The organism is Thiorhodovibrio winogradskyi, from assembly GCF_036208045.1.
Classification (GTDB): Bacteria; Pseudomonadota; Gammaproteobacteria; order Chromatiales; family Chromatiaceae; genus Thiorhodovibrio; species Thiorhodovibrio winogradskyi.
The window spans coordinates 4,785,337-4,812,218 of the sequence record NZ_CP121472.1 but is presented as its reverse complement, the minus strand read 5'-3'; the positions used below and the strand labels follow the sequence as shown (position 1 = coordinate 4,812,218).

General features: G+C 60.5%; 30 protein-coding genes and 2 pseudogenes. 16 read left to right on the top strand and 16 right to left on the bottom strand.

Features of this window, described 5'->3' with window-relative positions; translation table 11 throughout:
* The first annotated feature begins 152 nt into the window (after positions 1 to 152).
* The 6 genes and pseudogenes from Thiowin_RS22155 to Thiowin_RS22130 all read left to right on the top strand — a co-directional run.
* Positions 153 to 473, top strand: coding sequence for a nucleotidyltransferase domain-containing protein (locus tag Thiowin_RS22155; RefSeq protein WP_328985139.1), 321 nt, complete (start codon positions 153 to 155; stop codon positions 471 to 473).
* Positions 470 to 859, top strand: a complete 390-nt coding sequence (locus Thiowin_RS22150) for a HEPN domain-containing protein (RefSeq protein ID WP_328985138.1) — start codon at positions 470 to 472, stop codon at positions 857 to 859. Before Thiowin_RS22155 ends, Thiowin_RS22150 begins: the two co-directional genes overlap by 4 nt.
* A 183-nt stretch (positions 860 to 1,042) precedes the next feature.
* Positions 1,043 to 1,324: a helix-turn-helix domain-containing protein gene (locus Thiowin_RS22145; RefSeq protein ID WP_456243445.1), complete on the top strand. Its 282-nt coding sequence runs from the start codon at positions 1,043 to 1,045 to the stop codon at positions 1,322 to 1,324.
* A 149-nt stretch (positions 1,325 to 1,473) separates the two neighbouring features.
* Positions 1,474 to 1,698 (top strand): DUF1353 domain-containing protein, encoded by a 225-nt coding sequence (locus Thiowin_RS22140; RefSeq protein ID WP_408034120.1) that lies wholly within the window; start codon positions 1,474 to 1,476, stop codon positions 1,696 to 1,698.
* A gap of 538 nt (positions 1,699 to 2,236) precedes the next feature.
* Complete coding sequence (locus Thiowin_RS22135) at positions 2,237 to 2,614, top strand: MarR family EPS-associated transcriptional regulator (RefSeq protein WP_328985136.1); 378 nt, start codon at positions 2,237 to 2,239, stop codon at positions 2,612 to 2,614.
* A gap of 51 nt (positions 2,615 to 2,665) precedes the next feature.
* Positions 2,666 to 3,070 (top strand): annotated as a pseudogene (locus Thiowin_RS22130) (NAD-dependent epimerase/dehydratase family protein); the annotation flags it as partial.
* Here Thiowin_RS22130 and Thiowin_RS22125 read toward each other — a convergent pair.
* Entirely contained in the window at positions 3,049 to 3,405 is a 357-nt protein-coding gene (locus Thiowin_RS22125) for a hypothetical protein (protein WP_328985135.1), read from the bottom strand. The pseudogene Thiowin_RS22130 and the gene Thiowin_RS22125 sit on opposite strands and share 22 nt — an antisense overlap.
* Positions 3,406 to 3,429: 24 nt before the next feature.
* Here Thiowin_RS22125 and Thiowin_RS22120 point away from each other — a divergent pair, with 24 nt between their 5' ends.
* The 6 genes from Thiowin_RS22120 (at position 3,430) to Thiowin_RS22095 (ending at position 10,657) form a co-directional block, all read left to right on the top strand.
* The gene (locus Thiowin_RS22120; RefSeq protein WP_328985134.1) at positions 3,430 to 3,675 is read left to right on the top strand and encodes an RpnC/YadD family protein; all 246 of its coding nucleotides are present in this window, start codon (positions 3,430 to 3,432) and stop codon (positions 3,673 to 3,675) included.
* A 713-nt stretch (positions 3,676 to 4,388) separates the two neighbouring features.
* Entirely contained in the window at positions 4,389 to 5,813 is a 1,425-nt protein-coding gene (locus Thiowin_RS22115; protein ID WP_328985133.1) for a lipopolysaccharide biosynthesis protein, read from the top strand.
* A gap of 1 nt (position 5,814) precedes the next feature.
* On the top strand, positions 5,815 to 7,233 hold the full coding sequence (locus Thiowin_RS22110) for a Coenzyme F420 hydrogenase/dehydrogenase, beta subunit C-terminal domain (RefSeq protein ID WP_328985132.1): 1,419 nt from the start codon (positions 5,815 to 5,817) through the stop codon (positions 7,231 to 7,233).
* Between the two features lie 34 nt (positions 7,234 to 7,267).
* A complete protein-coding gene (locus Thiowin_RS22105) occupies positions 7,268 to 8,434 on the top strand; it encodes a polysaccharide pyruvyl transferase family protein (RefSeq protein ID WP_328985131.1) in 1,167 nt (388 codons plus the stop codon).
* A 34-nt stretch (positions 8,435 to 8,468) separates the two neighbouring features.
* On the top strand, positions 8,469 to 9,455 hold the full coding sequence (locus tag Thiowin_RS22100; protein WP_328985130.1) for a glycosyltransferase family 2 protein: 987 nt from the start codon (positions 8,469 to 8,471) through the stop codon (positions 9,453 to 9,455).
* Positions 9,452 to 10,657 carry a glycosyltransferase family 4 protein gene (locus Thiowin_RS22095; RefSeq protein ID WP_328985129.1) on the top strand — a complete coding sequence of 402 codons (1,206 nt, stop codon included), beginning with the start codon at positions 9,452 to 9,454 and terminating at the stop codon, positions 10,655 to 10,657. Before Thiowin_RS22100 ends, Thiowin_RS22095 begins: the two co-directional genes overlap by 4 nt.
* A 54-nt stretch (positions 10,658 to 10,711) precedes the next feature.
* Here the strand turns inward: Thiowin_RS22095 and Thiowin_RS22090 are convergent, their stop codons facing one another.
* The 4 genes from Thiowin_RS22090 to Thiowin_RS22075 are packed head-to-tail and all read right to left on the bottom strand — an operon-like array spanning position 10,712 to position 14,027.
* Positions 10,712 to 11,968: an ISL3 family transposase gene (locus Thiowin_RS22090; RefSeq protein ID WP_328985128.1), complete on the bottom strand. Its 1,257-nt coding sequence runs from the start codon at positions 11,966 to 11,968 to the stop codon at positions 10,712 to 10,714.
* Positions 11,969 to 12,025: 57 nt separating this feature from the next.
* Positions 12,026 to 12,970 (bottom strand): hypothetical protein, encoded by a 945-nt coding sequence (locus Thiowin_RS22085; RefSeq protein ID WP_328985127.1) that lies wholly within the window; start codon positions 12,968 to 12,970, stop codon positions 12,026 to 12,028.
* A gap of 50 nt (positions 12,971 to 13,020) precedes the next feature.
* Positions 13,021 to 13,545 (bottom strand): DUF2887 domain-containing protein, encoded by a 525-nt coding sequence (locus Thiowin_RS22080; RefSeq protein ID WP_328985126.1) that lies wholly within the window; start codon positions 13,543 to 13,545, stop codon positions 13,021 to 13,023.
* Positions 13,545 to 14,027 (bottom strand): FkbM family methyltransferase, encoded by a 483-nt coding sequence (locus tag Thiowin_RS22075; protein WP_328985125.1) that lies wholly within the window; start codon positions 14,025 to 14,027, stop codon positions 13,545 to 13,547. Before Thiowin_RS22075 ends, Thiowin_RS22080 begins: the two co-directional genes overlap by 1 nt.
* 269 nt (positions 14,028 to 14,296) lie before the next feature.
* Here Thiowin_RS22075 and Thiowin_RS22070 point away from each other — a divergent pair, with 269 nt between their 5' ends.
* The 3 genes and pseudogenes from Thiowin_RS22070 to Thiowin_RS22060 all read left to right on the top strand — a co-directional run.
* Positions 14,297 to 15,247 (top strand): Rpn family recombination-promoting nuclease/putative transposase, encoded by a 951-nt coding sequence (locus Thiowin_RS22070; RefSeq protein ID WP_328985123.1) that lies wholly within the window; start codon positions 14,297 to 14,299, stop codon positions 15,245 to 15,247.
* 139 nt (positions 15,248 to 15,386) lie between these two features.
* Complete coding sequence (locus tag Thiowin_RS22065; RefSeq protein ID WP_328985122.1) at positions 15,387 to 16,253, top strand: Rpn family recombination-promoting nuclease/putative transposase; 867 nt, start codon at positions 15,387 to 15,389, stop codon at positions 16,251 to 16,253.
* 255 nt (positions 16,254 to 16,508) lie between these two features.
* Positions 16,509 to 16,760, top strand: a pseudogene (locus Thiowin_RS22060) (PD-(D/E)XK nuclease family transposase); the annotation flags it as partial.
* On the opposite strand, the gene Thiowin_RS22055 reads toward Thiowin_RS22060, so the two are convergent.
* Positions 16,743 to 17,423 (bottom strand): ISAs1 family transposase, encoded by a 681-nt coding sequence (locus Thiowin_RS22055; RefSeq protein ID WP_328985120.1) that lies wholly within the window; start codon positions 17,421 to 17,423, stop codon positions 16,743 to 16,745. The pseudogene Thiowin_RS22060 and the gene Thiowin_RS22055 overlap by 18 nt on opposite strands.
* Positions 17,424 to 17,443: 20 nt before the next feature.
* Complete coding sequence (locus Thiowin_RS22050; RefSeq protein WP_328983485.1) at positions 17,444 to 18,523, bottom strand: Druantia anti-phage system protein DruA; 1,080 nt, start codon at positions 18,521 to 18,523, stop codon at positions 17,444 to 17,446.
* Positions 18,524 to 18,582: 59 nt separating this feature from the next.
* On the opposite strand from Thiowin_RS22050, the gene Thiowin_RS22045 reads away from it, so the two are divergent.
* A complete protein-coding gene (locus Thiowin_RS22045; RefSeq protein WP_328985119.1) occupies positions 18,583 to 19,347 on the top strand; it encodes a PD-(D/E)XK nuclease family transposase in 765 nt (254 codons plus the stop codon).
* A gap of 569 nt (positions 19,348 to 19,916) precedes the next feature.
* Here the strand turns inward: Thiowin_RS22045 and Thiowin_RS22040 are convergent.
* The 9 genes from Thiowin_RS22040 to Thiowin_RS22000 all read right to left on the bottom strand — a co-directional run bounded on the left by Thiowin_RS22040 (position 19,917) and on the right by Thiowin_RS22000 (position 26,581).
* A complete protein-coding gene (locus Thiowin_RS22040) occupies positions 19,917 to 20,051 on the bottom strand; it encodes a hypothetical protein (protein ID WP_328985118.1) in 135 nt (44 codons plus the stop codon).
* Positions 20,052 to 20,921: a DUF2887 domain-containing protein gene (locus Thiowin_RS22035; protein WP_328985117.1), complete on the bottom strand. Its 870-nt coding sequence runs from the start codon at positions 20,919 to 20,921 to the stop codon at positions 20,052 to 20,054.
* Positions 20,921 to 21,403: an FkbM family methyltransferase gene (locus Thiowin_RS22030; protein WP_328985116.1), complete on the bottom strand. Its 483-nt coding sequence runs from the start codon at positions 21,401 to 21,403 to the stop codon at positions 20,921 to 20,923. The genes Thiowin_RS22035 and Thiowin_RS22030 overlap by 1 nt, the downstream gene beginning before the upstream one ends.
* Positions 21,404 to 21,604: 201 nt before the next feature.
* A complete protein-coding gene (locus Thiowin_RS22025; RefSeq protein ID WP_328985115.1) occupies positions 21,605 to 21,760 on the bottom strand; it encodes a hypothetical protein in 156 nt (51 codons plus the stop codon).
* 355 nt (positions 21,761 to 22,115) lie between these two features.
* The gene (locus Thiowin_RS22020) at positions 22,116 to 22,679 is read right to left on the bottom strand and encodes a Uma2 family endonuclease (protein ID WP_328985114.1); all 564 of its coding nucleotides are present in this window, start codon (positions 22,677 to 22,679) and stop codon (positions 22,116 to 22,118) included.
* A 321-nt stretch (positions 22,680 to 23,000) separates the two neighbouring features.
* Entirely contained in the window at positions 23,001 to 23,990 is a 990-nt protein-coding gene (locus tag Thiowin_RS22015) for a vWA domain-containing protein (protein WP_328985113.1), read from the bottom strand.
* 40 nt (positions 23,991 to 24,030) lie between these two features.
* Positions 24,031 to 24,501 (bottom strand): DUF4381 domain-containing protein, encoded by a 471-nt coding sequence (locus Thiowin_RS22010; RefSeq protein ID WP_328985112.1) that lies wholly within the window; start codon positions 24,499 to 24,501, stop codon positions 24,031 to 24,033.
* Entirely contained in the window at positions 24,498 to 25,508 is a 1,011-nt protein-coding gene (locus tag Thiowin_RS22005; RefSeq protein ID WP_328985111.1) for a DUF58 domain-containing protein, read from the bottom strand. The genes Thiowin_RS22010 and Thiowin_RS22005 overlap by 4 nt, the downstream gene beginning before the upstream one ends.
* A gap of 8 nt (positions 25,509 to 25,516) precedes the next feature.
* A complete protein-coding gene (locus Thiowin_RS22000; protein ID WP_328985110.1) occupies positions 25,517 to 26,581 on the bottom strand; it encodes an AAA family ATPase in 1,065 nt (354 codons plus the stop codon).
* Between the last annotated feature and the right edge of the window lie 301 nt (positions 26,582 to 26,882).

The window sequence follows — 26,882 nt, the reverse complement described above, 5'->3', positions numbered from 1 at the left end:
CAAATTCGGCCCGCCGAGTGCGCCAATCCGCACCAAGGTCGAGCGAGCCGACCCCGACATTCCCCGGAACTCCCACCCTTGATCCAGTCCTGTCCCCGGAACTCCGGGAACTCGCCGGAACTCGGGACGCGGTTTAGGAACAGCGGATATTTATGACGTTGACATCCTCCGACCCAGTACCAACCGCTTTCGCGCATGAAGTGCGAAAGAGACTAGGTACTCACCTGAAGGAACTGCGCCTATTCGGTTCCCGCGCCCGAGGTGACGCTCGAGACCATTCCGACTATGACATGTTGGTGATCGTCGACAGTCGATCGCCCGAAATCCATGCCATGATTCTCGATGTCGAAGTAGGGTTGATCGACCGCTATGAGGCGTTGGTGACATCCATTGTCAGAACCGAAGAAGAATGGAAGCTGCGGCAAGGAAGCCCTTTAGCCCTCAATATCGAGCGTGAGGGACGGTTGTTATGACACCCCAAATCGACGCGGTGCTTCAGAAAGCGGCTGAGAAAATGCGCGTCGCCGACATACTCGTCGCTGCCAGCGCTTGGGGCGATGCGGCATCACGAGCCTACTACGCGGCTTTTCATGCCATCAGCGCCTTACATCTTTCCCGAGGGAATTCTTTTTCCTCTCATGCTCAGTCGATCGGGCAATTCAATAAGGATTTCGTGCGTACCGGTGTTTTTCCCAGTGAGTTTACGGCGACGCTGACGCGCCTGTTCGAGGATCGTCAAAGTGGCGATTACGACTTGGCTGGAGTGATTACCGAAGAAGAAGCAAAGCGAGATGTAGGCGATGCCAGGCGCATTCTTGAAGCAATCGACCGTTATTTGGGATCACAGTCCAATGAATGACCGGATCAGCAACCACTCCAATCTGAAACCATGGTCTGTCCCGGTTTTTCTACTGTGCCGGTAACAAAGCAGGAAACGACAAACGCTTTTACGACGAGATGATTCCGCTTGCGGACCGTGAATTCACGGCGCATTTACGGCGACTGACACAGAGCAAAGGCAATGAGCAGGACTCTTGAACAGTTGCTCGCCGACGAGAAGCCCGACGTTGTAGCGCGCGCTCAACAAAAGGCCACAGAGATTCTGCTGGGCATTCACCTAGCGGAACTGCGCGAGCGCGCTAGCAAGACCCAGGGCGAGTTGGCTGACGCGCTCGGCGTGAAACAACCGACCATTGCCGGCATGGAGAGGCCCGGACATGACCTCAAGCTGTCTTCGCTCAAGCGCTATGTCGAAGCGACCGGTGGCAAATTGCGGATCGATGTTGAGCTCTCCGACGGGTCACATTTTGGTTTTTCGCTGTAGCTCCAGCGCAAGGCACCACGCGCCGAACGGCCGAACGAACTGCTGGAGGAATTTCGCTGTAGAGCATCATCGGCGCCAGCGAAGCCGAGCCGCGCTGGATCACCCTGCCCGCCGGCGACCGCACCGACTTCGCCTCCATCCCGCGCCCCATGACCCGCCGAGTCTGGCCCCTGCTGCCACCGGTCGGGCGCAGCGGCAAAGCCGCCGTCATCCACGACTGGCTCTGCGACGAGCAGCCGCACAGCGTCGACCACCGGATGGCCGCAGACATCTTCAACGAAGCCATGGCTGTGCTCGGCGAGCCCGCTTGGAGCCGCGCCATCATGGTCTGGACCGTCAAGTGGTTCGGGCCGAAGTTTCGCGCAGGCGCCTGACCTGATCGATAACCCGGTGTCCAAAAAACCAGACCCGTCCCGGTTTTTCCCCTTTGAACCTCAATCCAGCCTTTATCCGCCGTCGCATCGCACAGCGGCCGAACTTGGTTCTGATTGATCGCAAGCCGGATGCAGAGAGGTTGCAATTGGTTCGTCTCGGCTCGCACGCTGCATTAAGACTTGATTGATGTACCTATTGCCCAAGAACGCCTTCGCACGCGGCGACAGCGTGTAGATAAATTCCCCTTGACATAAGGGGCTGAACCGAGTTTCAATCCCACCGCTGCACGTTCAACTCATGAACGCCCGCCGCACGACAACAACAACAGCCAAGCAGCGCCCCCTCCCATACCCTCGACTGACAGGGTATGGCGGTAGCGTGCCCGAAGCCGAAGCCCCTGCAAGGGCCTACAGCCATTCGCCCCGATTCGCGGAGCCGAATAACCCTTGGGATCTGGACTCCTGGGCCAGTGCGCGCCAGCGCTTGGGTCGTGCGGGGATCAGCCGCAGCAAGCACCCTAACCAAGACCGCGCGAATTTGAACGACGAGCTCCAATACCACGTCCTCAAACACCTGCAAGCCAATCCCCAGGCCAGCCAGCGCGACCTTGCCCGCGCACTCGGCATCAGCCTTGGGCGCACCAACTACTGCGTGCGCGCCGTCATCGAGCGCGGCTGGGTCAAGGCGCGGAACTTCCGCCGCAGCAACAACAAGCTCGCCTACGCCTACCTGCTCACGCCCGAGGGCATCGAACAGAAAACGCGCATCCTCGCGCGCTTCCTCAAACGCAAAGAGGCCGAATACCAAGCTTTGCAGGCCGAGATCGAACAACTGCGGGCTGAAGCCAAAACCGAAGCCGACGTCGACGTCGACCTTGAAACCGCCGACGAGGCAGCAACAACCCGAGCCCAATGAGAACCCCACTGAGACCTTTCGCGCGATATCGGCACCATCCAGTCCCTAAGCAGATCGGTCAGCAACTTCATCGTCCAGGCCCCGCGGAATCAGCCCATCACCCTCTACGGCGAGGGCACCCAGACCCGCTCCTTCTGCTATGTCGACAACCTCATCGAAGGCTTCGTCCGCCTGATGGACAGCCCGGATGACGTCACCGGACCGATCAATCTCGGCAACCCCGGCGAATTCACCATGATCGAACTGGCCGAGACCATCAAGGAACTCACCGGCTCCAGCTCACCCCTGGTGCATGAACCAATGCCGCGGGACGACCCCAAGCAGCGCCAGCCCAACATTACCCTCGCGCGGGAACAGCTTGGATGGGCGCCGACGATCGCCTTGCGCGAGGGGCTCAAACCGACCATTGCCTACTTCGACGATCTGTTACGTCGTCAGCAACGCCAGGGATTCTGAAACGCGTCCTCGATGAACCCGAGTACCACGACCCGCCGATGAGCCACGACCAGAATTTCAAGAATCTCCTGTTCGACACCTAGCGCGTCGTCCCGATCATCATCTTTCTGCATGCCGGAACCTATACGACCCAGCTCAACCTGGGCGGCGATCATCAGCGGTATCTGGAGTTTCGCTATCTCGCCTGCCCGCTCTTCGAGACCCCCGCGCGCGATCACTTCGACAGCCCCAACCTCGTTGCCCGACTGAACCTGCCCAACATGGCCTATGCGCCCGAAGACCGCATCAAGGTCTAAGCGCATGTCGACGACAATGAACGGGTCATCTACCAACAACGCTATACATGGGAGGCTCTCACCATGAGCGGATTCGCCGAACGGTTCATTCAGCAAGGTTTAGCGCAGGTTCTTGAGGAAGGGCGCCAGGAAGGACGCAAGGAAGGCGAGGCCACCATCCTGCTCCACATGCTCACCAAATTTGGTCAACAGAGCGACGCGATCCGACAGCGTGTGCAAGCGGCGAATGCCGAGACCCTGCTCCGCTGGTCGGCGCGGGTGTTGACAGGCGACGGCCTGGATGCCGTCTACACGGAGTTCGAGGGATGAGCGGATCGTTGAGGGATAGCGGGAATCGACACCGGGCCATGGCGCAGACAGCGGGGGTGTATTTTAAGCCAGGAACGGTACGCGGTGCGTACTCTAACAGGCTTGCGGCAGCGCCGGGAAACGCGGCGGTCAAAAGCGAACACAGACTTCGCCCGACCCTCTGGGGAGCGCCCGGTCGGCTCACAACCCCTTTCTCGGATTCAGTAAACTGTCCCTGGAACTCAAAGCGAGATGTAGGCGATGCCAGGCGCATTCTTGAAGCAATCGACCGTTATTTGGGATCACAGTCCAATGAATGACCGGATCAGCAACCACTCCAATCTGAAACCATAGTCTGTCCCGGTTTTTCTGTCCCGGTTTTTCTACTCCAAAACCCCTTCCTCGAATTCAGTAAACTGTCCCCGGAACTCGCGCGATGACGAAGGCCCTCTCGAAAAACGGTCGTCTTGCAAGACCAGCCCCGACCCTTGCAGGAACAAAGCGGAAGATATCCCGCCTTCAGCGGGTCGCATCTTTCGGAAGCTGACCTTGGTGTTCGGGAAAGCGTGTAATAGGAGACTCCGAATCTCTCTGCCGTTTGCGTCTGTGACCCCCGAAGTCGTGACCCTGAAGTCGACCAAGCCCCATTGAACTCCTCCATAAAAAAAACGGACCATCTCTCGACGGATCACCTACTGGGTGACCTCAAAGTACACACGATACGCAGCACGGGCGTGACTTTCGTTGCTCAGGGCTTCAAGTTCGTCATCCAGTTGACCTCCATCGCGGTGCTAGCCCGTTTGCTCAGCCCCTCGGATTTTGGCCTCGTCGCGATGGTCACGATTCTGACCGGCTTATTGAGTAAATTCATGGATGGCGGCTTATCCATGGCGACGATCCAGCGTCCGGATGTCACTCAAGGGCAAATCTCCAATCTCTTCTGGATCAATGTCGCCCTTGGCCTCCTGTTGACCATCCTGACGATCGCTTGCGCACCGGCGCTCGCCCTGGTCTATGACGAACCACGTCTGACCTGGATCGGTGTTGTCCTTTCGATGTCCTTCTTGATCGGCGGTTTGGCCGTTCAGCACACGGCTTTACTCAAACGCCAGATGCAATTCAAGGTGCTCGCGCGCATTGATGTGATCTCCATGACATGCGGCGTCTTGGCCGGAATCGTTTCCGCTTGGGGCGGGCTGGGGTACTGGTCACTGGTCATCTTGACGCTGAGCACCACGGCATCCCAAGTCATACTGGTCTGGCTGGCAAGCGACTGGTGCCCTGGCGCGCCGTTGCGCGGCACCGGCGTCCGGCCGATGTTGAGATTTGGCATCAGTCTGACTGGTGCAAACTTCGTCGGTTATCTCGCCTCGAACCTCACGCCCTTTGTTGTCGGCCTGGTGGGAGGCGCGCAACAACTCGGTTTGTATAACCGCGCCAACACCCTGACGGCGATCCCTTCGACTCAGATCCTCCCGCCGGTGATGAACGTGGCGCAACCCGCGCTTTGCCGGGTTGCTGGTGATCCAGAGCGATTCAGGCGGGCCGCGCTGTCGTTGATTCGCAAGGTGTCATTGTTGACGATGTTCATCACCGTCTCCATGGTCGTGCTGGCTGATTGGATTGTGGACATCTTCCTTGGTCCCGGTTGGGACGCCGCTGTCCCGATGTTTCGTCTACTCGCCGTCTTTTCCTTAGTGGAACCGGTGGCAACCATAACGAGTATCCTGTTGATCGCGGCCGGCAAGGCTAATGCTCTGCTCAAATGGAAACTGATGACGCTCGGCATTATAGCCGTCTCGGTGGCTATAGGTTCCATATGGGGCAGCATGGGTATTATCGCCGCATACTCACTATCCGGATTATTGATTCGGCTCCCCTTCTTTCTTGTTTACGCGAGCCGACATATTCCTGTTTCAAGAACTGATTTCCTTAACGTTTTCTTGCCTTTTCTGGCATTGGCGCTTTTCCTGTTACTGGCCTTAATCGGCTTAAGGTCGTCCTTGGAGATCGTAAATGCAACAACAGGGATTGTCATTTTTCTTCCAGTCGCATTGGTTTTTTATTTACTGGCGGGCCTGACGATCAAGGACGTGCGCATCGAAATAATGGATATATACCAAACTACATTGGTGACAATCAAAGGGAGAAAGGGCTGAAATGACAAACAGCTTTCACCATGACGCGACTGCCGCTGGACGACTTGAGGCAACAGTCATCCGGAATGGCTATTGCGTGGGTTGCGGTGCATGCGCGTCTATCATGGCCGCACCATTCCAGATGAAGATGAATCATCATGGACAATATGAGGCACAACGGATTCCAATATTGCAATCCGCGCATGCCACGATTGACGTTCAAACAGTGTGCCCATTTTCCGACGAGGCCCTGACGGAAGATCAACTCGCGCAGCCTCTTTACGGTGACGTCTGTGATCGCGATTCAAATGCCGGTTATTTTTTCTCGGTCTACTCAGGCTACGTAGCCGAAGGCGATTTTCGCGCGAGGGGAAGTTCGGGTGGTTTCGGCACCTGGATTGTCCATGAGCTTTTTAAGTTAGATTTGATCGATTACGTCATTCACGTTCAACCCCTTCCGCCCAGCGATGACAACGGACCGTTGTTTGTCTACACAATATCCGATAGTTCCGATAGCATTCGAGACGGCGCCAAGTCACGTTATTATCCGATCGAATTATCTTCGGTTCTTCACTCGGTACGAGATCGGCCGGGTCGTTATGCCTTCGTCGGTCTTCCATGCTTTATCAAAAGTGTGCGGCTGCTTCAGCGGCAAGATCCCGTATTCAAAGAACGCATCAAATATTGCGTTGGCCTCGTTTGTGGTCATCTGAAAAGTACGCGCTATGCGGAGAGCCTGGCATGGCAAATTGGGATTGACCCGTTAGCATTGAAATCATTTGACTTTCGTGTCAAGGACGATCACGCTCCAGCCGATCGTTATTGCGTCAGTGCGAGCGATGGTGAGCAAGAGATGATCAGCACGGCGAGCGATCTTTTCGGCACGGATTGGGGGGCTGGCGCATTCAAATACAAATCTTGCGATTTCTGCGACGATGTCTTTTCAGAAACGGCGGACGTTGTTCTCGGCGATGCCTGGCTCCCGCAGTTCGTCAATGACAGCAAGGGTACGAATATTCTGATTATTCGCAATCCTGACATTCACAAACTATTAGATACGGCCAGCAAATGCGGAAGAATTGACGTTCAGGAGTTACCGATCGCGCTTGCGGTCGCATCACAAGCTGGCGGCCTGCGACATCGAAAAGATGCCATTGCCTATCGTCTTTATTCGGAGAAAAAAGACAATTGCTGGACCCCGCGCAAGCGACCAGCACCATTGATCTTTCTCTTTCCGCGATTCGAGCGAAAACGCCAAGATTTGCGCGCGCAATTAAGAAAGCTGAGCCATGATGCGTTCGATGTGGCGCGGAATAAAAATGACATCGCTTTTTTCCTTGACCAAATGAAGCCTTTATATCGAGAATATCGCGCAATCAACGGCGATATCCTTGGCAGAATAATCAGTTTGGCGCGCAGGAAACTACGGCAGATTCCTTGATAAACAGTTGCTATCGCCAATTAAAGCTAAACAGATGAATCATTTATTTGTATTAAACGGATCAACCGGAAACCGCGGCTGCGAGGCGATCCTGTTATCGACTTACGATCTGCTGAAATCCGCATTTCCGGATTCGAGATTTATCAATAGCTCATTCAAGGATGATCGCGTTTTGAAGACGCCATATCTGAATCTTCCTGAACTCAAACATGCCTGTCATCCGGAGATACGTTCGCTGCCGGGTCTCCGCTGGCAGATTGCCAAGCGGATTCAGGGCCATCGATTCAACTTCGAGCGGTTTTTGCCCTGGGCCGATGTGGTTCTCTCGCTCGGTGGTGACAACTATTCGATGGATTATGGGAGTGCGCGAACTTATTTCGAGGCCAATGAACGCATCCTGGCGGCGGGTAAAAAGCTGGTGATCTGGGGTGCATCGGTCGGCCCTTTCGACAAGGATCCAACATTCGAACGCGATGCCGCCGACAATCTGAAACGCGTTCATCGGATCGTCGTCCGTGAGACGCGCACCCAGCGCTACCTGGACGGGCTGGGCGTTAGGGATAACGTCGTGCTGATGCCAGACCCGGCTTTTTCGCTGGAATCCTCGCCAGCGGAACTGTCGCCAGAGATCGAGCGGTTGCTTGCCGAAGGTGCCATTGGCGTCAATCTCTCGCCGCTGCTCGCGCGCTATCGCCCATCACCGGATCGTTGGGTCAATGAGGCGGCAAGCTGGCTTGACACCCTCCTCGCCAACACGAAAAGCTCGTTCCTATTGATCCCACATGTCATGCAACCTGGTAATGACGATGCGGCCTTTCTTGCCGAGGTCAAATCCAAAATTCAGCATTCATCCGAGCGGTTGCAACTGCTGCCTGGATACGATCTGTCGTCGCGCCAACTCAAAGACGTGATTGCCCGGCTGCGCTGCTTCGCTGGCGCGCGGACCCATGCGACCATCGCGGCGCTGTCGAAAAATGTGCCGACCCTCTCGATTGGCTACAGCGTCAAGGCACGGGGGATCAACGAGGACATCTTCGGCCACGATCATTGGGTGATTGATCACCTGACGCTCGAACCTGAGCGTTTCGTCGAGAAAATCGATGAACTGTTGGCGGCGGAAACCGAGATCCGCGCCTTTCTCGCGCGGCATAACCAAAGTCACCGCATAAATCCGACGACTGTTCGCGCCCTGTTCGCATGAATTGTCCATCGCATCTGTCGTCGAGGGATTGTCCGTGACAGCGACAAGCATTCCAATCCAACTCTCGGTCGTCATCCCTGCCTATAACGCGGCGGCATATATTGCCGAATGTCTGCAGAGCGTGCTATCGCAGCAAGACTGTCCGCCGTTTGAGGTCATTGTCGTCGATGATGGGTCAAAAGATGGCACGGCTGAATTGGTGGAACGTGACTTTTCGACAGTGCGGCTGATTCGCAAACCGAATGGCGGTCCAGGATCGGCGAGAAATATGGGAGTAGAACATGCCGAGGCAGACATCATTGTTTTTATTGATGCAGACGACAGGATGCTCCCAGAACGCCTTGCGTTTCAGGGGCGTTTTATGTTGGATAATCCGCGCTTTGGGTTGACTTTCGGTAATCAGCACTATCAGCGCAAACCCGATTACGATGCGAATCATCATCGTGGGATTTGCGAGTCACTCGATTTCTCCGAGCTGACAAATGGCTACGCTCGCCTGCTGATGAATGGAAATTTCGTGGCAAATACGGCGTGCGCCGTTCGATGGGAAGCCTATCGGTCGATCGGCGGTCAACCCGAGGATATTTTTGTCGGTGAGGATTATGCGATGAACTGTGCCATTGCGCGCCAATGGCCCATCGCCGCATCCCGCCGTTATCTCACTTGGTATCGCGAAGGCCATGGCGGCAATCTGATGAAATCGCAACATACCTATCGCGGTCCGGTCGCCGTGCTGCGCGATGAATTGCTGACCCACGGGCAATGTTTGACACCATCGGAATATCGACAAGCCTTCAAACGCTGGCGCCAGATTACCAACATGCTGCTGCGGTGGGTGTGGGCCGAATCAGGTCACACGGCAGTGGTCGCGGAAATGTCCAGACTGCGTCCGCTCTTGCCCCCCATGCTGTACGCCAAATGGTTCCTGTTGTCGATGCTCCCGTCGTCTTTGGGGCGGTCCGCACGGAACATCAAACGACTGACCATCGGCGCCTGGTCGCGCGGGAGGGTAGGCGCATGAAATTCGCCTATTTCGGCATCCCGCATACCGGCGGCACCTACAGCGTCTATCGCTCGCTGCGCAAGGGCCTGGCTGAGCATGGCGTCGACGTGTCCTGGCTTGGCGTCGGTCCGAAGGCGCAGGCCGCGATGCTGGACCCGCGTTGGCAATCCGACCTGTCTCACGGAGCGGTGATCGCGGGAGACGAGGAAAATGAGCGGGAACAGGCGCGGCGGTTGAACCGCCATCTGGTGGAAGCCGGTTTTGATGGCGTCTTCGTCAATGTCCTCTCGGGCCGCGTGGCCACCAATGCGATTCGGTTTCTGGATCCCGCCGTCAAGCGGGTGATGATCGTCCATACCATCACCCTGGCCACCTACGCGGCGGCGCGGGCCATCCGCGACCATGTGCATGCCACCGTTGGGGTCTCGCCCCGGATCAGAGATGACTTGATCCACCAATACGGCTTTTCCGCCGATCGCACGCAGGCCATTGCCAACGCCGTGGATCTGGCTCGCTTTCAAGCCGCGACACGCCTTCCCCGCCAGGATGGACCCTTGCGCCTGTTATCCCTGGGGCGAATCATCAACTCGGACAAAGGCATTTTCTGGCTACCCGAGATCCTGGAGCGTCTGCCTGCCGACGTGGGTCAGTTGACGATCGCGGGCGATGGTCCCGACCTCGCGGAACTCAAGCGACGCTGCGCCAGATTTGGCGAGCGTGTCCGTTTCATCGGTCGCGTCGACGCCGAGCAGGTGCCCAAGGTCTTGGCCAGCCATGACGTCTTTCTGTTTCCCTCCCGTTTCGAAGGGCTTCCATTGTCTCTCGTCGAAGCCATGGCGGCCGGTTGCGTTCCAGTCGCCTCGCGGATCAAGGGCGTCACCGAGACCGTGGTGCGGTCTGGGGAGAATGGCCTGCTGTTTCCGATCGGCGATGTCCAGGCGGCGGCGCAGGCGATTGAACAATTGCATAGAGACCCTGACGGACTCAGTCGGATGTCGACTGCCGCGCGGGAAAGCGTCATCGGTCGGTTTGACCTTTCAACGATGGCGCAAGCGTATTTTTCGATCTTAGAGACTCTCGTTTCAAAACCTACGCGGATCGCGGCGCCTTATCCCATCGAGCATTGGCGTTATCCGCGTGGTCTGAAGCCTGGCTTCCGAACCTATCTGCCGACTGACCTCAAGAATTGGTTACGTCTTTTGAGAGAGCGCCTCGCATGAAGAAAGTTGGCTCTCTTACGTTTGGTATGGGTAACCGATTTTTTACACAGCAGGTTAAGCCGAAAGGGTGGCACACGCTGCTGCATCAAAGGGACAAGCGGGCAGGCGGGTGAGCTTGCCGGCGATCAGGTAGGCGATGGTGATCAAATGCTTCACCGTGCCGTAGCCACGGGCTTTGGCTTTGGCGGCCTGGATCTGGCCATTGATGGCTTCAACACGACCGTTGGTCAGGCGCGAATCGAACGCGTTAAGCACGCCTTCCCAATGGTCCTTGATCGTCTGAGCGACCTTCTTCATCGGCTCAAGGCGGCAGCGACGCGCCCAACTGACCCAGGCTTTTAGTAAGGGTTCGGCTTCTTCACGGGAGGTCGCGGTGCGGAAAATCTCGCGCAGCGCCTCCTTGATTCGCCAGGCACGGTGGGTTTTGAGATTGAGCCGACGCAGGTCGGCAAACTGTCCGATCTGGCGGCGCGTCCAGTCGCTTTTGTCCTTCAGCCATAGGTAGCGCGAACGCTTCAGACCGGGTTCGGTTTTCACCTCCGCGCGACGCACCTCATCAACGGCTTTGTTGACCATTTGAATGACATGGAACTCATCGAAGGTGATGTCGGCCCAGGGCAAGTGTTCCGCGACGCCGGCCTGATAAGCTGTCGACATATCGATGCAGACCGAGCGGATGTTCTCGGCGCAGCCGCCATGGGCCTCAAGATCCTCGGCGAATTGATCGACCACCTCCGCCTTGCGCCCCTCGGTGGCGAACACCAGTCGCTCAGCCTCCATATCATGGAACAAGCTAATGTAGTGATGTCCGCGCCGCGCGGCGGTCTCATCGAGGCCGATGTCCTTGACGCTGGAGAAATCCTCCTGCGCACGGGCGGCATCGACATAGGACTCCAGCACGCGCCACACACGCATGTCGCTCACGCGCAGCAAGCGCGCGACCCCAGCCACCGGCATGGCCCGGCACAAGGTCACAATCAAGGCTTCCATCAGTTGGGTGAAGCTGGTGTTGGGCCGCGCCCAGGGCACGGGAATTTGCGTTGTCTTGCCGCACTGCGCGCAACGCACCCGCGGCACCTTCGCCTGCAGATACGCCTCGTATTGGAAGAAGTTCAGATGCCGCCATTCGCGCGCTTGGGTGTCATGAACCGGCTGATGCTCGGTGCCGCAATGCGGGCAGGGAAAGTGCGCCCCACGTTGATAGCCGAGCGCGAAGTCGATGCGTCCAGCCACTGGATCGAAGCGCACATCATCGACAAACCAGGGAGCAGACAAGCCCAGGGCAACAGAGAACAGCGACGTGGTTTCCATGATCAGGCCTCCGAGGCCTGTGGATATGTGGACGCGTCCTGCGGACCGGCCCGAGCCCTACGGGACGTGTGGACAACCCCGGTATCGCGCCGAGCAAGCATCGCGGGAAGCCTGCAAGATCGGGGGGCGGCGCGCTCCCGGGGTTGCCCACACTCTCGGGCCTCGCGCCCACATAGCCACAGGCCCTACAACTGGTTGAACATTAATTTTCCCGGAAAGATGCCGCTTCGCGGCCCGGCTTTCAAGCAGAAACCCATACCAGACGTAAGAGAGGCAGAAGTCCTCATTACCGCCGCTGAGCAGGGCGTCGACCTGGCCCACGGAGATGTCGATGCCCCATTCCCGCAGCTGCTCGTGCAGCAGGGGCTGGGTGACATGGCAGTGGTGATATTGATAGAGCATGTAGCGACGCAGCTCGGCGCCGAAGTGCTTGCCGTTGAGACTGGCGGGCAATTCCCCAAGCAGATATTCACCCTCAGGGGTCTGCCACACTTCCAAGCGATAGCAGGTGTTGTGCGCTTGGATGCGCAGGTCTTGGACGACGAAGTCGCGATAGCCCTTGAAGCGTGAGCCTTCGGGAACCGCAACCGATGGCGCGACGGCGAGTGTCTCGTGAATCGGCAGTTGCTCGGTTTTGTTGCGCTTGGAGGAGCCGGGACGCTTGGGCGGTGGGCGCTCATCGCTGCCTTCTTCACCATCGCCGCTTGCTTGCGTATCGCCGCTGGCTTGACCATCGCTGTTCGCTCCACCGTCTCGGTCTCCGTCTTCAGCGTCAGTATCGGTATCATCGCCGGTCTTGGTCCCTTGTTCCATTCCGCTGGGCTTGAACTTGGGCTTGGTCTTTTGTCCTTTCAGCACCGCGATTTCATCGCGCAATTGCAGAATTTTCTCAGCTTGTCGATGCGTCTGCTCAAGCAGTCGTTCGATCTGTGCCAGCAACTGTTCCACCAGCGGCGTGCACTCGGATGCAGCAACCCTCGGAAGTGGATCGTTACCAGGCATGGGACGGAATGAATGGCTCGTTGTGGCGGTTTCTTGTCAAGGATTCTACCTTATCTTGCTAGCCATCTGTTATCTTTGCCATTGCTTTTTGAGAAGTTACCCGGGGCGCGGGTGCGCAATTCCGCCTCGTCCTCGATCAGCAGCGGTGCGAACACCGCCAGATAGGGATTCTCCGGCTCGCGCGCCAGCCAGTCCGGCAGGATCTGCTCCAGGATGACGATGCGTACCAAGTTGGGCGAGGTGCATAGCCCGCCGGGATAACCCGGGACATCGCCCTCGCGAAGAAACACGCCGATGCCGATGACATCCCGCGTCGGACACTGTTCGCCGTAGAGTCCGATCTTAGCCAGCAGATTGTAACCGGCCCGCTCCGAACCTTGCCCCTGGAATTCGACCACATAGACCGGCCCGGCGTGCCCCTCGGGTTCCAGCAGGCCGTCGATGCGCCGTTCCACCGTCTTGAGCGTGGTGGAGCTGAAACGATAGGCACCTTCCAGCCGCATCCCGCCGGTCAACACCCGAAACGCCTCGGCACCGGCGGACAGAAAGAGATAGATGGGGTGGTCGGTTTTCATCAGCACCGGCTCCCGGCGCGCGGGAGCCGACCCCGCGCCAGCGGCGCGCTGATGCAGGCGTCCAGGCGCTGAATGGGCACCCGCAACACCCCGGCCTCGTCCATGCCGAAGAGGGTCTTTTGACGCTCACCCAAGGCGAGCAGCGAGGAGTAGTCGGCGCGGGTGGCGAGGTGCAGTTCGCCCTCGCCGGGCGCGGCGCCGAGGGCGCAGGCCTGGATCTCGGCCCGACCACGAGTGACACGGGCGAGCGTGGCGCGCGGCTCTGGCAGCGGCTCGAAGCAGATCAGCCGCGCCCGCGGCCAGCGCAGGCGGGCATAAGTGGCGAACTGGCCCTTGTTGGCGCCGACGTCGATGACGGCGGCGAAGCGTTCGCGCCCAAGGGCGCTGTCGTGCTCCAGGGTGGCGGCGACGCCCTGCAGCAAGGCCGGCCAGCAGGCGGGGCACTGCAGGAGCTTGAGGTATTTGCGCAGTCTTGGAGCCATACGGGAGGTTCGTTGTGGTGAGCGCGTTGTTGTAGGACGAATCGTAACCGAACTTACCCTGCACCGTTAATGATTGTCCCTTTACTTATCACCATGCCCAGCTGGGCATTGGCATTCATTCATCTGCGTGACTTCGATCTGTATAGACTAGCCAGAAGACCAAGACCAAGACCAAGACCAAGCGCTGTGGTTGACTATGGGTTATGTCCGTCTCTATCTCGATACGCCGCGCGATTGTCCGCGCTGTTGCGTCTGGTTAGACTGGCCGCATGCGCCATCCCATCGACCCCAAGATCGATTGTGTCTTCAAGGCCTTGCTCGGCTCGCAAGCGAACCGGGCGCTGCTGATCCATTTCCTCAATGCCACGCTGGGTCAGGATCTTGCCGGCCCCCTGACGGAGGTTGAGATCCTCAACCCCTACAACGAGCGCGAGTTTCTCGACGACAAACTCAGCATCGTCGACGTCAAGGCCCGCGACCAGGCCGGGCGGCTCTATCAGATCGAACTGCAACTGCTCAATCTCCCCGAACTGCCCGCGCGCATGCTCTATGGCTGGGCCGATCTCTACAGCGCCCAGTTACAGGACGGCGAACCCTATGAGCATCTCCGCCCGACTTACGCCATCTGGCTGCTGGGACAGACCCTGCGTTCCGGCCTGTGCGAATGGTTTCACCGCTTTCGGCTGCGCGATGACCAGGGCCGGGAACTGCTCGACCACGGCGGTCTCTACCTGTTGGAACTGAGCAAATTCGCCGCCGAGACCGTGGTCACCGAACTGGAGCGCTGGCTGAAGTTCTTCATCGAAGCGCCCCGCCTCGACGAAACGCATCTGCCCGAGTGGATGCACACCCAAGAGATGCACCAAGCCATGAGCACCCTAAAAGCCTTCTCCGAGAAAGAACGCGCCTACCACGCTTATCAGTCGCGGCAGAATTACCTGCGTCAGCAGATCAGTATCCAGCGCCATCTCGACGCCTTGCAGGTCGAGGCGCGGCAGGAGCGAGCGGCAAAAGAGCAGGAGCGAGCGGCAAAAGAGCAGGAGCGGGCGGCAAAAGAGCAGGAGCGGGCGGCAAAAGAGCAGGAGCGGGCGGCAAAAGAGCAAGCGCAGCAGCTCGCCGAGCAGGAGCGGACGGCGAAAGAACAGGAGCGGCTCGCGAAAGAATCGGCCCTGGCCGAAATCGAGCGCCTCAAGGCACAGCTGCGCGATCAGGGGGGTTAGAAAAAACCGGCACGGACCAGGTCCATGACAGGACGCCCGCACCCCGGCTCCCGCCACGCATCGCCATCGGTTCAGAGGCCAAGCAAGGTCCATACGCCGCGCGATTGTCCGCGCTGTTGCATCTGGTTAGACTGGCCACATGCGCCATCCCATCGACCCCAAGATTGATTGTGTCTTCAAGGCCTTGCTCGGCTCGCAAGCGAACCGGGCGCTGCTGATCCATTTTCTCAATGCCACGCTGGGTCAGGATCTTGCCGGCCCCCTGACGGAGGTTGAGATCCTCAACCCCTACAACGAGCGCGAGTTTCTCGCCGACAAACTCAGCATCGTCGACGTCAAGGCCCGCGACCAGGCCGGGCGGCTCTATCAGATCGAACTGCAACTGCTCAATCTCCCCGAACTGCCCGCGCGCATGCTCTATGGCTGGGCCGATCTCTACAGCGCCCAGTTACAGGACGGCGAACCCTATGAGCATCTCCGCCCGACTTACGCCATCTGGCTGCTGGGACAGACTCTGCGTCCCGGCCTGTGCGAATGGTTTCACCGCTTTCGGCTGCGCGATGACCAGGGCCGGGAACTGCTCGACCACGGCGGTCTCTACCTGTTGGAACTGAGCAAATTCGCCGCCGAGACCGTGGTCACCGAACTGGAGCGCTGGCTGAAGTTCTTCATCGAAGCGCCCCGCCTCGACGAATCGCATCTGCCCGAGTGGATGCACACCCAAGAGATGCACCAAGCCATGAGCACCCTAAAAGCCTTCTCCGAGAAAGAACGCGCCTACCACGCTTATCAGTCGCGGCAGAATTACCTGCGTCAGCAGATCAGTATCCAGCACCATCTCGACGCCTTGCAGGTCGAGGCGCGGCAGGAGCGGGCGGCAAAAGAGCAGGAGCGAGCGGCAAAAGAGCAAGCGCAGCGGTTCGCCGAGCAGGAGCGGATCGCGAAAGAATCGGCCCTGGCCGAAATCGAGCGCCTCAAGGCACAACTGCGCGATCAGGCGGATTAGAAACGACCGGGCAATTCCGGGGACATATACTGAATAGCCGGAGGTTTCTTCATTGATCCGCTGCATCATACCCGCCCACCGCCTCGCGAAGCCCCACCCGAGGCAACGGAGAAACCGGCACGGACCAGGTTCATTCCAGGACGCCCCCAGCGCCCGCACCGCGCTCCCACCACGCATCGCCATCGGCTCGGAGGCCGAGCACGGTCGATACGCCGCGCGATTGTCCGCGCTGTTGCATCTGGTTAGACTGGCCGCATGCGCCATCCCATCGACCCCAAGATTGATTGTGTCTTCAAGGCCTTGCTCGGCTCGCAAGCGAACCGGGCGCTGCTGATCCATTTTCTCAATGCCACGCTGGGTCAGGATCTTGCCGGCCCCCTGACGGAGGTTGAGATCCTCAACCCCTACAACGAGCGCGAGTTTCTCGCCGACAAACTCAGCATCGTCGACGTCAAGGCCCGCGACCAGGCCGGCCACGGCAAATCCGTTCTAACCAACAGGCGCGACACGGGCAGCGCGGGGCATTGAGTTTGCCGTCATGCCCAGATAATCGAAGACACGGCGGACCTTGCGCGCGAGCTTCTCGATGGTGGCTGCCACGGAATCCTTGGATTTCGTTTTGATCAGACCGGCGGCAAACCGGCGCAGTCGGGTGATGTTTTCTGGTCCATGGCCGGTGCGGATGGTGCAGCGATCCTCATCCCAGTTCCAGTCGAGGATCCAGTGATGGGCTTCAACGCCCCAGTGCCCACGGTTGAAGGCGAGCAGGCGCTTAGGGCTTGCACTCTCAGGGGTATGATCCGTGACGCCGAAGACTGTCTCGACGGAGGTCTTGTCGGTTTTTTTCTCAGTGGTGGTGCGCTCAATGGCGAAGACCTGCCCGACATGGGGGAAATCGAGATAGTTGTTCAGCGCCGTGGAGGTCCAAATCGCGCGGCTTTCGATACGCCCATGCGCAAGGTCCGATGACTCGCGAAAATCCGGCTCGCCCCGCGCCTGGAAAAGCAGGCGGATGTCGGCAACCAGCGTGGGCTGATTCTCTTTGGCGATAAAGACGTAATGCGCGCCCCGTTCGATGAGATACTCAGCGAGCGTGCGCTGGGTGAGCAGGGCGTCGGTGGTGAGGGTCTTGTCAGTGAGGTCGAGGGAGTCGAGCACCGGGATGGCCATCCCGATCTCGTTGGTTTGCTTCAGTTCATCACTGCCATTGACAGGCAAAGCACCGACTTTTTTTGGGTGTGACAGACCTTGGAGTCATGTCCAACGACACCGAGGATGTGGGTCTGGCGTCCCTCGGCGTCGATGGCATTGCACATCGTCTTGCCATCAATGGCCAGGCCCTCGTCCTCGGCGCCCATCTGCGCATTCCAGCCCTGCAGCGCCCCATCAAGGGCGTCGGGATCGACCCGGGTGAGGACATCGCGGATGCGCGTGCGGCTGGGCACCTCATAGCGACCGTTGCGATAACGGCAACCAAAGCGCGCCCGGGCCGCCTGGCTGAGATCCTTCGCCCAAGCGGCGATGGCCTTATAACCACGCGCCCCGCACAGCACCGCTGCGGCGGAGATCGCAAGAACCACCGGCAAGGGATGACGCCGGCCTTGGCCGCGACGCGGATCAGGGACATCGACAAAGAACGCAGGAAGCGAACGCATCTGTTGTGCGGAGATCATGAGTTTTGGGGCTCCATAGCGATACTGGGAATCGAGTCTTGGGTCGGACAAGCGTGCTTGGACCTGCCCGATCAAGGGGCGGACAAACACCCGCTTGGCGCCATCGGGCTGCTGGCTGTAGCCGGCGCGCGTGCGGCGGTACCCGCGCGTCTGCCCGACCTCCAGCCAGTTGGCCGCGCGATAGCAGGTGCCGGTAAAGCGGCGCGGATCGACGAAGGTCTCCAGCAACCACAGCGGATAACCGAAGCGGGTCTGCCAATCAGTGCTGACCTGGCGCTCGCACAGCGACAGCACCTTGGAGGCGAGATTGGGCACATGCCACTGGGGCAGAATGAGAAAGCGGGCGTTGTTGGCGATCAGATGCAGGCGGTCGAACTGGTAGCGGCGATCCCAGCCGATCCACTGATCGCGCGCCGCGCACTTCCAGGCCGCGGCGCTCAGCACCAGCAACGCCAACCACTGATCCCGCCAGATGGCGACATACCAGAGGGTGTGACCGATTTTTGCCGCCGCGCCCAGGTAGTGATACGCCTCGAGCAATGCTTTGAAGCGCGCCTCTTCATCTGGGGCGACCGCACGCAGGGTGATGTCGTGCAAGTTCAGGGGGCTGCCTCGTCAATCAACATAGGCAGGCAGTTTGAACGAGTCGGACGGAAATGTCCAGAATCGAGGGTAAATACTTCTACGGCTTGTCAATTAGGGCTAGCACGGTTTCGCCCTGCCAGGCCGGGCGGCTCTATCAGATCGAACTGCAACTGCTCAATCTCCCCGAACTGCCCGCGCGCATGCTCTATGGCTGGGCCGATCTCTACAGCGCCCAGTTACAGGACGGCGAACCCTATGAGCATCTCCGCCCGACTTACGCCATCTGGCTGCTGGGACAGACCCTGCGTTCCGGCCTGTGCGAATGGTTTCACCGCTTTCGGCTGCGCGATGACCAGGGCCGGGAACTGCTCGACCACGGCGGTCTCTACCTGTTGGAACTGAGCAAATTCGCCGCCGAGACCGTGGTCACCGAACTGGAGCGCTGGCTGAAGTTCTTCATCGAAGCGCCCCGCCTCGACGAATCGCATCTGCCCGAGTGGATGCATACCCAAGAGATGCACCAAGCCATGAGCACCCTAAAAGCCTTCTCCGAGAAAGAACGCGCCTACCACGCTTATCAGGCGCGGCAGAATTACCTGCGTCAGCAGATCAGTATCCAGCGCCATCTCGACGCCTTGCAGGTCGAGGCGCGGCAGGAGCGAGCGGCAAAAGAGCAGGAGCGAGCGGCAAAAGAGCAGGAGCGGGCGGCAAAAGAGCAGGAGCGGGCGGCCAAAGAGCAAGCGCAGCGGTTCGCCGAGCAGGAGCGGATCGCGAAAGAATCGGCCCTGGCCGAAATCGAGCGCCTCAAGGCACAACTGCGCGATCAGGCGGATTAGAAACGACCGGACGGACGGGACACATAACGAAATTCCGGGTACATATACTGAATAACGGGAAGTTTCTTCATCAATCCGCTGCATCACGCCCGCCCAGCGCCCGCACCGGGGCTCCGGCCGCGCATCACCATCGACTCAGAGGTAATAGGGGCCAGTGCGGCCTGGCAAGGACGCGTGTTCTAGCGGGTGAGAGTCCCGCCTGGGTCATCGTGAGCTGCGAGCCCGGTATCAAGCCTTGCGGCGCGAAGGGTAACTGACGCGACGATGCGTAGGCATGAAAACAGGCGAGGTGCAAAAGTAGCGGGTGAAGCCGCCCCTGAAGGTGTAGAGCCCCGAAAATTACGTTGGAGAGTGCCGACGGGTTTGGCCCCCCGGCAGGCAACACGGATGTCGCGTCATGGTCAGTGGCATGGAGACTCCCCGGGGCATCAATAGGGGCCAGGGTGGAATTAATTTTCGGTAGTCATTAGGCGTTGCGCGAGCGGACTCGCTTGGACAGGCTTGGCTTAGGAGAGCAGGGACTGTTCACAATTCACCTGTTTCTCGCGTTGCTGAACAGGCTCAACCGATCAGCGCAGGCGCTGGCGTCGCGGCGGGGGCGATTCCTGATGACTTGGCACCTGGGTTTGGCGGGTTTCACGGCGCTCTACCCATCCGACATGGGTGCCGGACTCAACAACAATGGTCAGTGGCTGTGCTGGCACCTAGAGCTCCTTCCCGAGCAGGCTGTCCACGCTGTCGGTGTCGAGGATGTCATCGAGCCAGACATCGAGCTGCGTGACCGCCGCCGCGTCGATGCGCTGCTCGGCCGCGGTGGACAGACGACCGAAACGGCGTTTGATCTGCCGCTTGAGGGTGTTCGCCTTACCCTTGGTCTCGCCCTTGGCCTCGCCCTTGGCCTCGCCCTCGACCTTGCCCTCGGCAAAGATGGATTGATAGGCGCGGGTCTCTTGGATGGGGGTCACCAGATTCAACATAGCCCAGATCTCCTGTGCGGTCAGGCCGCGAAAGCGTTCGAAAAACCAAAATTCCATGACTTGCGATAACAGCTCGCGCGCATCAGCCGGGAGCGGCGCCGTCTGGATCCCTTGCCAAAGCTCCGGGGCGCGGGCGCGCAATTCCGCTTCGTCCTCGATCAGCAGCGGCGCGAACACCGCCAGATAGGGATTCTCCGGCTCGCGCGCCAGCCAGTCCGGCAGGATCTGCTCCAGGATGACGATGCGTACCAAGTTGGGCGAGGTGCATAGCCCGCCGGGATAACCCGGGACATCGCCCTCGCGAAGAAACACGCCGATGCCGATGACATCCCGCGTCGGACACTGTTCGCCGTAGAGTCCGATCTTAGCCAGCAGATTGTAACCGGCCCGCTCCGAGCCTTGCCCCTGGAATTCGACCACATAGACCGGCCCGGCGTGCCCCTCGGGTTCCAGCAGTCCGTCGATGCGCCGTTCCACCGTCTTGAGCGTGGTGGAGCTGAAACGATAGGCACCTTCCAGCCGCATCCCGCCGGTCAACACCCGAAACGCCTCGGCACCGGCGGACAGAAAGAGATAGATGGGGTGGTCGGTTTTCATCAGCACCGGCTCCCGGCGCGCGGGAGCCGACCCCGCGCCAGCGGCGCGCTGATGCAGGCGTCCAGGCGCTGAATGGGTACCCGCAACACCCCGGCCTCGTCCATGCCGAAGAGGGTCTTTTGGCGCTCACCCAAGGCGAGCAGCGAGGAGGAGTCGGCGCGGGTGGCGAGGTGCAGTTCGCCCTCGCCGGGCGCGGCGCCGAGGGCGCAGGCCTGGATCTCGGCCTGACCACGAGTGACACGGGCGAGCGTGGCGCGCGGCTCTGGCAGCGGCTCGAAGCAGATCAGCCGCGCCCGCGGCCAGCGCAGGTGGGCATAAGTGGCGAACTGGCCCTTGTTGGCGCCGACGTCGATGACGGCGGCGAAGCGTTCGCGCCCAAGGGCGCTATCGTGCTCCAGGGTGGCGGCGACGCCCTGCAGCAAGGCCGGCCAGCAGGCGGGGCACTGCAGGAGCTTGAGGTATTTGCGCAGTCTTGGAGCCATACGGGAGGTTCGTTGTGGTGAGCGCGTTGTTGTAGGACGAATCGTAACCGAACTTACCCTGCACCGTTAATGATTGTCCATGTACGTATTGTGACTTAACGATGCGAAAGGTCGCCCATACGGCCGGGCAATTCCGAGGAACGTTTACGCAATGGCCGGCGGCTCGCGCCTGGAACCACTCCCTCCCCGTCGGCGTATCGGCTACACTGGCCGCATGATCGCTGACACCCAAACGCCCAACCTCGGCTGCCCATGAAGACCGATCACCCGATCTATCTGTTTCTGCGCAGCGGCCCCGAAGCCTTCCGCGTCCTCACTGGCGTCCTCGTAGAGGAATTCGTCAATACGTACTGGCATGCCCATGTCTCTCACTCTCAAAATTTTACTACTTTCGTAGTCTAGATTGACGGTCAACACGCGGCAAGTACCAAGGGAATGCCGGGGACATACTGAATAGCCGGAGGGCCCAGGCGCGCGTGGCTGATTGGCTTGGCACCATTCAATGGATCGGCGCCAGCCCTTACCGCCCGCATCACCAGCGCAAGATCAGATCCGCGCGGCTGAGGATCGACGCTGGCGGCAGCATACGCGGCTTGAGCGGGGCAATGCGATTCGTGTGTTTCGTGGATTGAATTGGGAGGGTGGGCGTTGAGCTTCAATTGAGGAGTGCCACAACCTAGGATTTGCTGGCAGCCTGATGGCGGTTGTGTTTTTACAGGCGGCCGAACACCAGCCCCAAGTCGATCTCAATCGTCTCAAACGGCGGGATGCGCACCTTGGCCGCCGTTTCGTCCGGGCCTTCGGCGGTGAAGATGGCACGGTAGCATCCCGCATCCAAAGCGTAGGCGATCAGTACCCGATCTTCGGGTGACACAATCCAATAGAAAGGCACACCAGCGCGCTGCAAGCGCAGGAAATGCGTGACGGTGTCCTTGCGCTCATGGCCCGGCGAGAGAATTTCGCCTACCCAGTCCGGCGCAAGGGTCATGACGCCAGACGGGCGCTGCGGCAGCCGCTCTTTGCGCCACCCAGCGAGGTCGTGGCTCGGGCAATGGTGTTCGGTGTAACGCACGCTGATCTCGGGGACGATCCACCAACCGCCCGGGCCGCCGAGCCGCTTTAAGGGGATTGTCTCTTCCACCAATCCCGACTGCGCCAGCCCATGCTCAAAACGACTCATCGCGCGCTGAATAATCTCGCCGTCAATCAGCTCCACGCGCTCGTCGCTGGGCCAGGCCATTAGGTCGTCGATAGTGTGAAAGCGTTTTGCTTCCATAAGCTGTAGCTCGTCGGGGTGGGTGCAACCTGCCGAGCACGCTCCAGAAGGCCGCAAGGGCTGAGATGGCGTGACCGAGTTGGCAAGGCGGCGCTCGTTGGCCTAGGCTTCATAGATAAGTTACGAAGCTCAGAAAGCACATGCGTGTCTAACAGATACATCAGAAATCCACGTATTGGATCCATGTCTGCGCCGGCGGGTAGATCACGCTAAAGTTCCTCCGTTCCAAAACGCTGGCCCAAACGCGGACGCGAAGCGATTGAGGCGATCAACTCCCACAAATCTCAGCGAGGCGACTGGCCCGGGTTATGATCAAGGCCGTCAACTGGCATGGGGGAATACATTCGCCCCCACAAGCCTCGCGGTAGCGGCGAGTGCGCTCAATACCAGCGCCAGGCCGAGCGGCCAGGCGAAGAGTTCCCTGACCGGGCGAAAGCCTTCCTCCTCGGTTTCCACTGGCTCGAGTTCATCGAGCAGGGCGTAGATGGATTGCAACTCGCGCAGGTCGCGGGCGCGAAAATAGCGCCCGCCGGTTTGCTTGGCAATGACCTTGAGGGTGCGCTCATCAAGCGGGTTGCGCCCGAGCGACATGCCAAAGGGACCGCGCGGATCGGCGCCGATGCCGATGGTATGGATGCGCACGCCCGCATCGGCGGCCAGCTCGGCGGCTTTGTCTGGCGCGATGGCACCGGCGGTGTTGGCACCATCGGTGAGCAGGATCAGCACTCGCTCGTCGACGGACTGGTCGCGCAGTCGCTTGACCGCGAGGCCGATGGCATCGCCCATGGCGGTCTCGCGGCCAGCCAGGCCGATGGCGGACTCAAACAGCAGGGTGCGCACGGTTTCGCGGTCGAAAGTGAGCGGTGCCTGCGGATAAGCCTGCTGGCCGAACAAAATCAGCCCGATGCGATCTCCCACGCGACGTTCGATAAAGTCCCCGGCCACGGCCTTGACCGCGGTGAGGCGATCCGTCACCCGCGCGCCTATCACCATGTCCTCTTCCACCATGGAGCCGGAGATGTCCACCGCGAGCATCAGGTCGCGCCCGGCGACCGGCAGCGGCAGGGGCTCGCCGATCCATTGCGGGCGCGCGGCGGCGGTGACCAAGAGTAGCCAGACCAGCAGCGCCACTAACAGCATCAGCCCGGCTGGTCGACCGCCCTGGGTCGCGGCGCCGCGCATGGCCAGTGCGTAGAAGGGCACGCGCAGCGCCGCGCCTTCCAGCGCTGGCGCGCGCGGCAGCGCCAGATAGGCCAGCAGGGGCAGCGGCAGGGCGAGAAAGGCCCACCAGTGGGCGAAGCTGAAGGTCATTGTTTTAGTGGCTAGTGGCTAGTGGCTAGTGGCTAGTGGGTTAGAGGTTTTTTGTCAGCCAGGTGCGGGCGAGGGCGCGCAGTGCCGGGGCGTCGCAGTCGGGGTCCGGGGCGTAGGGGCCCTGTTTCAGCGCCTGTCCTGGACCTTGGGTGAATTGCCCCTTGCCACCGGTTTGATCGAGAAACTCCAGCCAGGCCGTGCCGGTCAGTTCAGCCACCTGGTCGCGGGCAAACTGGCGCAGGGCGACACGCTTGAGCAGCGCCGAGACGCCGGCGATCAGTGCCGCGCAGTCATCGGTGGCTGGCAGCGCGGCCAGTTCGCGCAGCACCCGCTGGCGCAGGCGCTGGCGTCGCCAGGCGCGCCAGCCCAAAAGGCCGAGCCAAATGAGCAGCGCCAGCACCAAGGCCGCGAGCAGCCACCAGCCCGGTGCCGGCGGCCATGGGGATGGCGGCGCGGGTTCGTGGATGTCGCGCAGATCAAGCGTGGCGACCTGGGCGGGATTGGCCTTCATGGCATTGCCCCGCTTTGGGTCAGGCCCCGCGGCTGGCGCACTGGCGGGCGTCGCGCCGCCAGGGATAGGGCGCGCCCGAGCACGAGCGCCGGATCATCCTGGGTCAGGCAGCGCTCACAGGGGATGCCACGGCGCTCGATGTGGGCGCGCGCCTGGGCACGATGGGCCTCCAAGGCTTGCTGATAATCCGCGCGCCGACGCCCGCTTAGCGTATCGAGCAAGCCGCCGCGCCGGCCGTCGCTAATGCGGTAACGCCCTGGCGGTGGAGGCGCCAGTTCGAGGGCGTCGAGAATCTCGATGGCCAGCAGGCTGTTGTGCCTGGCCAGTTGGCTGAGATGACGTTCGGTCTCGTCATCGGCGCCGGCGAAGTCCGACAACAGCCAGACCAGGGTGCCGGGGCGTATCACCTGGCGCAGGCGTGCCAGTGCCAGGTTGAGGTTGCCAGCATCGGCACTGGCGGCCAGTCCCGGCTCCGGATCGCCGGTGGCGACCAGGGCGCGAATCAGTCGCATCTGACCGCGCCGACCACCGCTGGGTTGCAGTTCGATCGGGCCGCCGTGCTGAGGCGGGTTCCCACGCTGGAGCGTGGGAACCAGGAAAGCGCCGATGCGATCTCCGTGCTGCACCGCTGCCCAGCCGATGAGGGCCGCCAGGCGCGCGGCCATGACCGACTTGAAAGCGCCGCGACTGGCGAAGAACATGCTGGGGCCGAAGTCGGCGACCACCATGACCGGGCGCTCGCGCTCCTCGTCAAACACCTTGACATGAGCATGGCCAGCGCGGGCGGTGATGCGCCAGTCCATGTTGCGAATGTCATCGCCAGCCTGATAATGACGCGATTCGCGATAGTCCATGCCACGTCCGCGCAGGCGCGAGCGATGCTGGCCGGTAAGAACGGAGCGGGTGCGATGCCGGGGCTGCTGGCTCAGGCGGCTCGCCAGTGCGCGCTGGGCGATCAGATCGCCGGCATCGACACGCCAGTCGGCATCGGGGGCGATTGTTGTCATGGAGCCGCTCAAATCAAAGGCACACGCTTGATCAGTTCCGCCACGAAGCGATCCACGGTCATGCCCTCGGCTTCGGCGGCGTAGCTCATCAGCACCCGGTGGCGCATCACATCGAAGACCACGGCGTGTATGTCCTCGGGCGTGACAAAATCGGCCCCGCGCAGCCAGGCGCGGGCGCGGGCGCAGCGATCCAGCGCGATGGTGGCGCGCGGGCTGGCACCATAGTCCACCAGGCGCGCCAGGTCGCTGTCGTAGGGGGCGGGGTCGCGGGTGGCCAGCACCAGTTGCACCAGATACTCTTCCAGGTTCTCAGCCATGTGCAGATCCATGGCCTGATCGCGCGCGGCCAACACCTGCGCCTGGCTGACCAGGGTCGCCGGTGGCGGTTCGCCATGGGCGCGCCCGCGCATTTCGGCGCGGGCGATGGCTAGAATCTGGCGCTCGGCACGCGGGTCCGGGTAATCCACCCGCACATGCATCAGAAAGCGATCCAGCTGCGCCTCGGGCAGCGGATAGGTGCCTTCCTGCTCGATGGGGTTTTGGGTCGCCATGACCAGAAAAGGTTCGGCCAGGCGATAGGTGCGCCCGCCGACGGTGATCTGGCGCTCGCCCATGGCCTCAAGCAGGGCCGACTGCACCTTGGCCGGTGCGCGGTTGACTTCATCGGCCAGCACCAGGTTGTGAAACAGCGGCCCGGGCTGGAACTGAAACTCGCCGGTTTCCGGACGGTAGATGTCAGTGCCGGTGAGATCGCCCGGGAGCAGATCGGGGGTGAACTGCACGCGTTGAAAATTGCCCTCAATGCGCGCGGCCAGCGCCTGAATGGCCGATGTCTTGGCCAGACCAGGCGCGCCCTCCACCAGTAGATGCCCGGAGGCGAGCAAGGCGATTAGCAGTCGCTCGATCAGCGCCTCTTGTCCGACGATGCGCGCGGAGAGTTGGGTGCGCAGTTCGGCGAAGGCGGCGGCGGTCTTGGCCACGGCCGCCGCCGGTGCTGCTGCTGGCGCCGTTGCAGCCACAGCGGCGGCTTGGGATGCCGGAGCGCTGGCCCTTGGTGTTTGAGTCGCTGTCATGCAAAATCTCCGTTCAGTATCCTGGTCCGGCGCACTGAGATCCATCTTTCCGCACGCGGCTCGCGCGAAGGCTCATGGTTCCGGTCATTCCGGTGCCCCCGAAAACCCGGTTGCTGGTTCACGGTAGCAGGCTTGTGGTCGCGCAACCAGTCCCGAGTCCCCAGCCCAGCTCAGGATCAAGACTGGGCTCAAGCCTAGGATCATCTGTTTTAACATGACCATGCGAAAAGATTACAGCCCGTTTAGGTGTTTCCCGTAGCATCATTTGCCACCATGCCGATGCCGAGTGGGCGCCTCCATT

What these genes read in the sequence shown, in the direction of transcription:
- Thiowin_RS22155 (WP_328985139.1), top strand. Translation starts at nt 153, where the DNA reads ATGACGTTGACATCCTCCGACCCAGTACCAACCGCTTTCGCGCATGAA.
- Thiowin_RS22150 (WP_328985138.1), top strand. Translation starts at nt 470, where the DNA reads ATGACACCCCAAATCGACGCGGTGCTTCAGAAAGCGGCTGAGAAAATG.
- Thiowin_RS22140 (WP_408034120.1), top strand. Translation starts at nt 1,474, where the DNA reads ATGACCCGCCGAGTCTGGCCCCTGCTGCCACCGGTCGGGCGCAGCGGC.
- Thiowin_RS22120 (WP_328985134.1), top strand. Translation starts at nt 3,430, where the DNA reads ATGAGCGGATTCGCCGAACGGTTCATTCAGCAAGGTTTAGCGCAGGTT.
- Thiowin_RS22110 (WP_328985132.1), top strand. Translation starts at nt 5,815, where the DNA reads ATGACAAACAGCTTTCACCATGACGCGACTGCCGCTGGACGACTTGAG.
- Thiowin_RS22105 (WP_328985131.1), top strand. Translation starts at nt 7,268, where the DNA reads ATGAATCATTTATTTGTATTAAACGGATCAACCGGAAACCGCGGCTGC.
- Thiowin_RS22095 (WP_328985129.1), top strand. Translation starts at nt 9,452, where the DNA reads ATGAAATTCGCCTATTTCGGCATCCCGCATACCGGCGGCACCTACAGC.
- Thiowin_RS22090 (WP_328985128.1), bottom strand. Translation starts at nt 11,968, where the DNA reads ATGGAAACCACGTCGCTGTTCTCTGTTGCCCTGGGCTTGTCTGCTCCC.
- Thiowin_RS22085 (WP_328985127.1), bottom strand. Translation starts at nt 12,970, where the DNA reads ATGCCTGGTAACGATCCACTTCCGAGGGTTGCTGCATCCGAGTGCACG.
- Thiowin_RS22080 (WP_328985126.1), bottom strand. Translation starts at nt 13,545, where the DNA reads ATGAAAACCGACCACCCCATCTATCTCTTTCTGTCCGCCGGTGCCGAG.
- Thiowin_RS22075 (WP_328985125.1), bottom strand. Translation starts at nt 14,027, where the DNA reads ATGGCTCCAAGACTGCGCAAATACCTCAAGCTCCTGCAGTGCCCCGCC.
- Thiowin_RS22070 (WP_328985123.1), top strand. Translation starts at nt 14,297, where the DNA reads ATGCGCCATCCCATCGACCCCAAGATCGATTGTGTCTTCAAGGCCTTG.
- Thiowin_RS22065 (WP_328985122.1), top strand. Translation starts at nt 15,387, where the DNA reads ATGCGCCATCCCATCGACCCCAAGATTGATTGTGTCTTCAAGGCCTTG.
- Thiowin_RS22055 (WP_328985120.1), bottom strand. Translation starts at nt 17,423, where the DNA reads ATGGCCATCCCGGTGCTCGACTCCCTCGACCTCACTGACAAGACCCTC.
- Thiowin_RS22045 (WP_328985119.1), top strand. Translation starts at nt 18,583, where the DNA reads ATGTCCAGAATCGAGGGTAAATACTTCTACGGCTTGTCAATTAGGGCT.
- Thiowin_RS22035 (WP_328985117.1), bottom strand. Translation starts at nt 20,921, where the DNA reads ATGAAAACCGACCACCCCATCTATCTCTTTCTGTCCGCCGGTGCCGAG.
- Thiowin_RS22030 (WP_328985116.1), bottom strand. Translation starts at nt 21,403, where the DNA reads ATGGCTCCAAGACTGCGCAAATACCTCAAGCTCCTGCAGTGCCCCGCC.
- Thiowin_RS22025 (WP_328985115.1), bottom strand. Translation starts at nt 21,760, where the DNA reads ATGCCAGTACGTATTGACGAATTCCTCTACGAGGACGCCAGTGAGGAC.
- Thiowin_RS22020 (WP_328985114.1), bottom strand. Translation starts at nt 22,679, where the DNA reads ATGGAAGCAAAACGCTTTCACACTATCGACGACCTAATGGCCTGGCCC.
- Thiowin_RS22015 (WP_328985113.1), bottom strand. Translation starts at nt 23,990, where the DNA reads ATGACCTTCAGCTTCGCCCACTGGTGGGCCTTTCTCGCCCTGCCGCTG.
- Thiowin_RS22010 (WP_328985112.1), bottom strand. Translation starts at nt 24,501, where the DNA reads ATGAAGGCCAATCCCGCCCAGGTCGCCACGCTTGATCTGCGCGACATC.
- Thiowin_RS22005 (WP_328985111.1), bottom strand. Translation starts at nt 25,508, where the DNA reads ATGACAACAATCGCCCCCGATGCCGACTGGCGTGTCGATGCCGGCGAT.
- Thiowin_RS22000 (WP_328985110.1), bottom strand. Translation starts at nt 26,581, where the DNA reads ATGACAGCGACTCAAACACCAAGGGCCAGCGCTCCGGCATCCCAAGCC.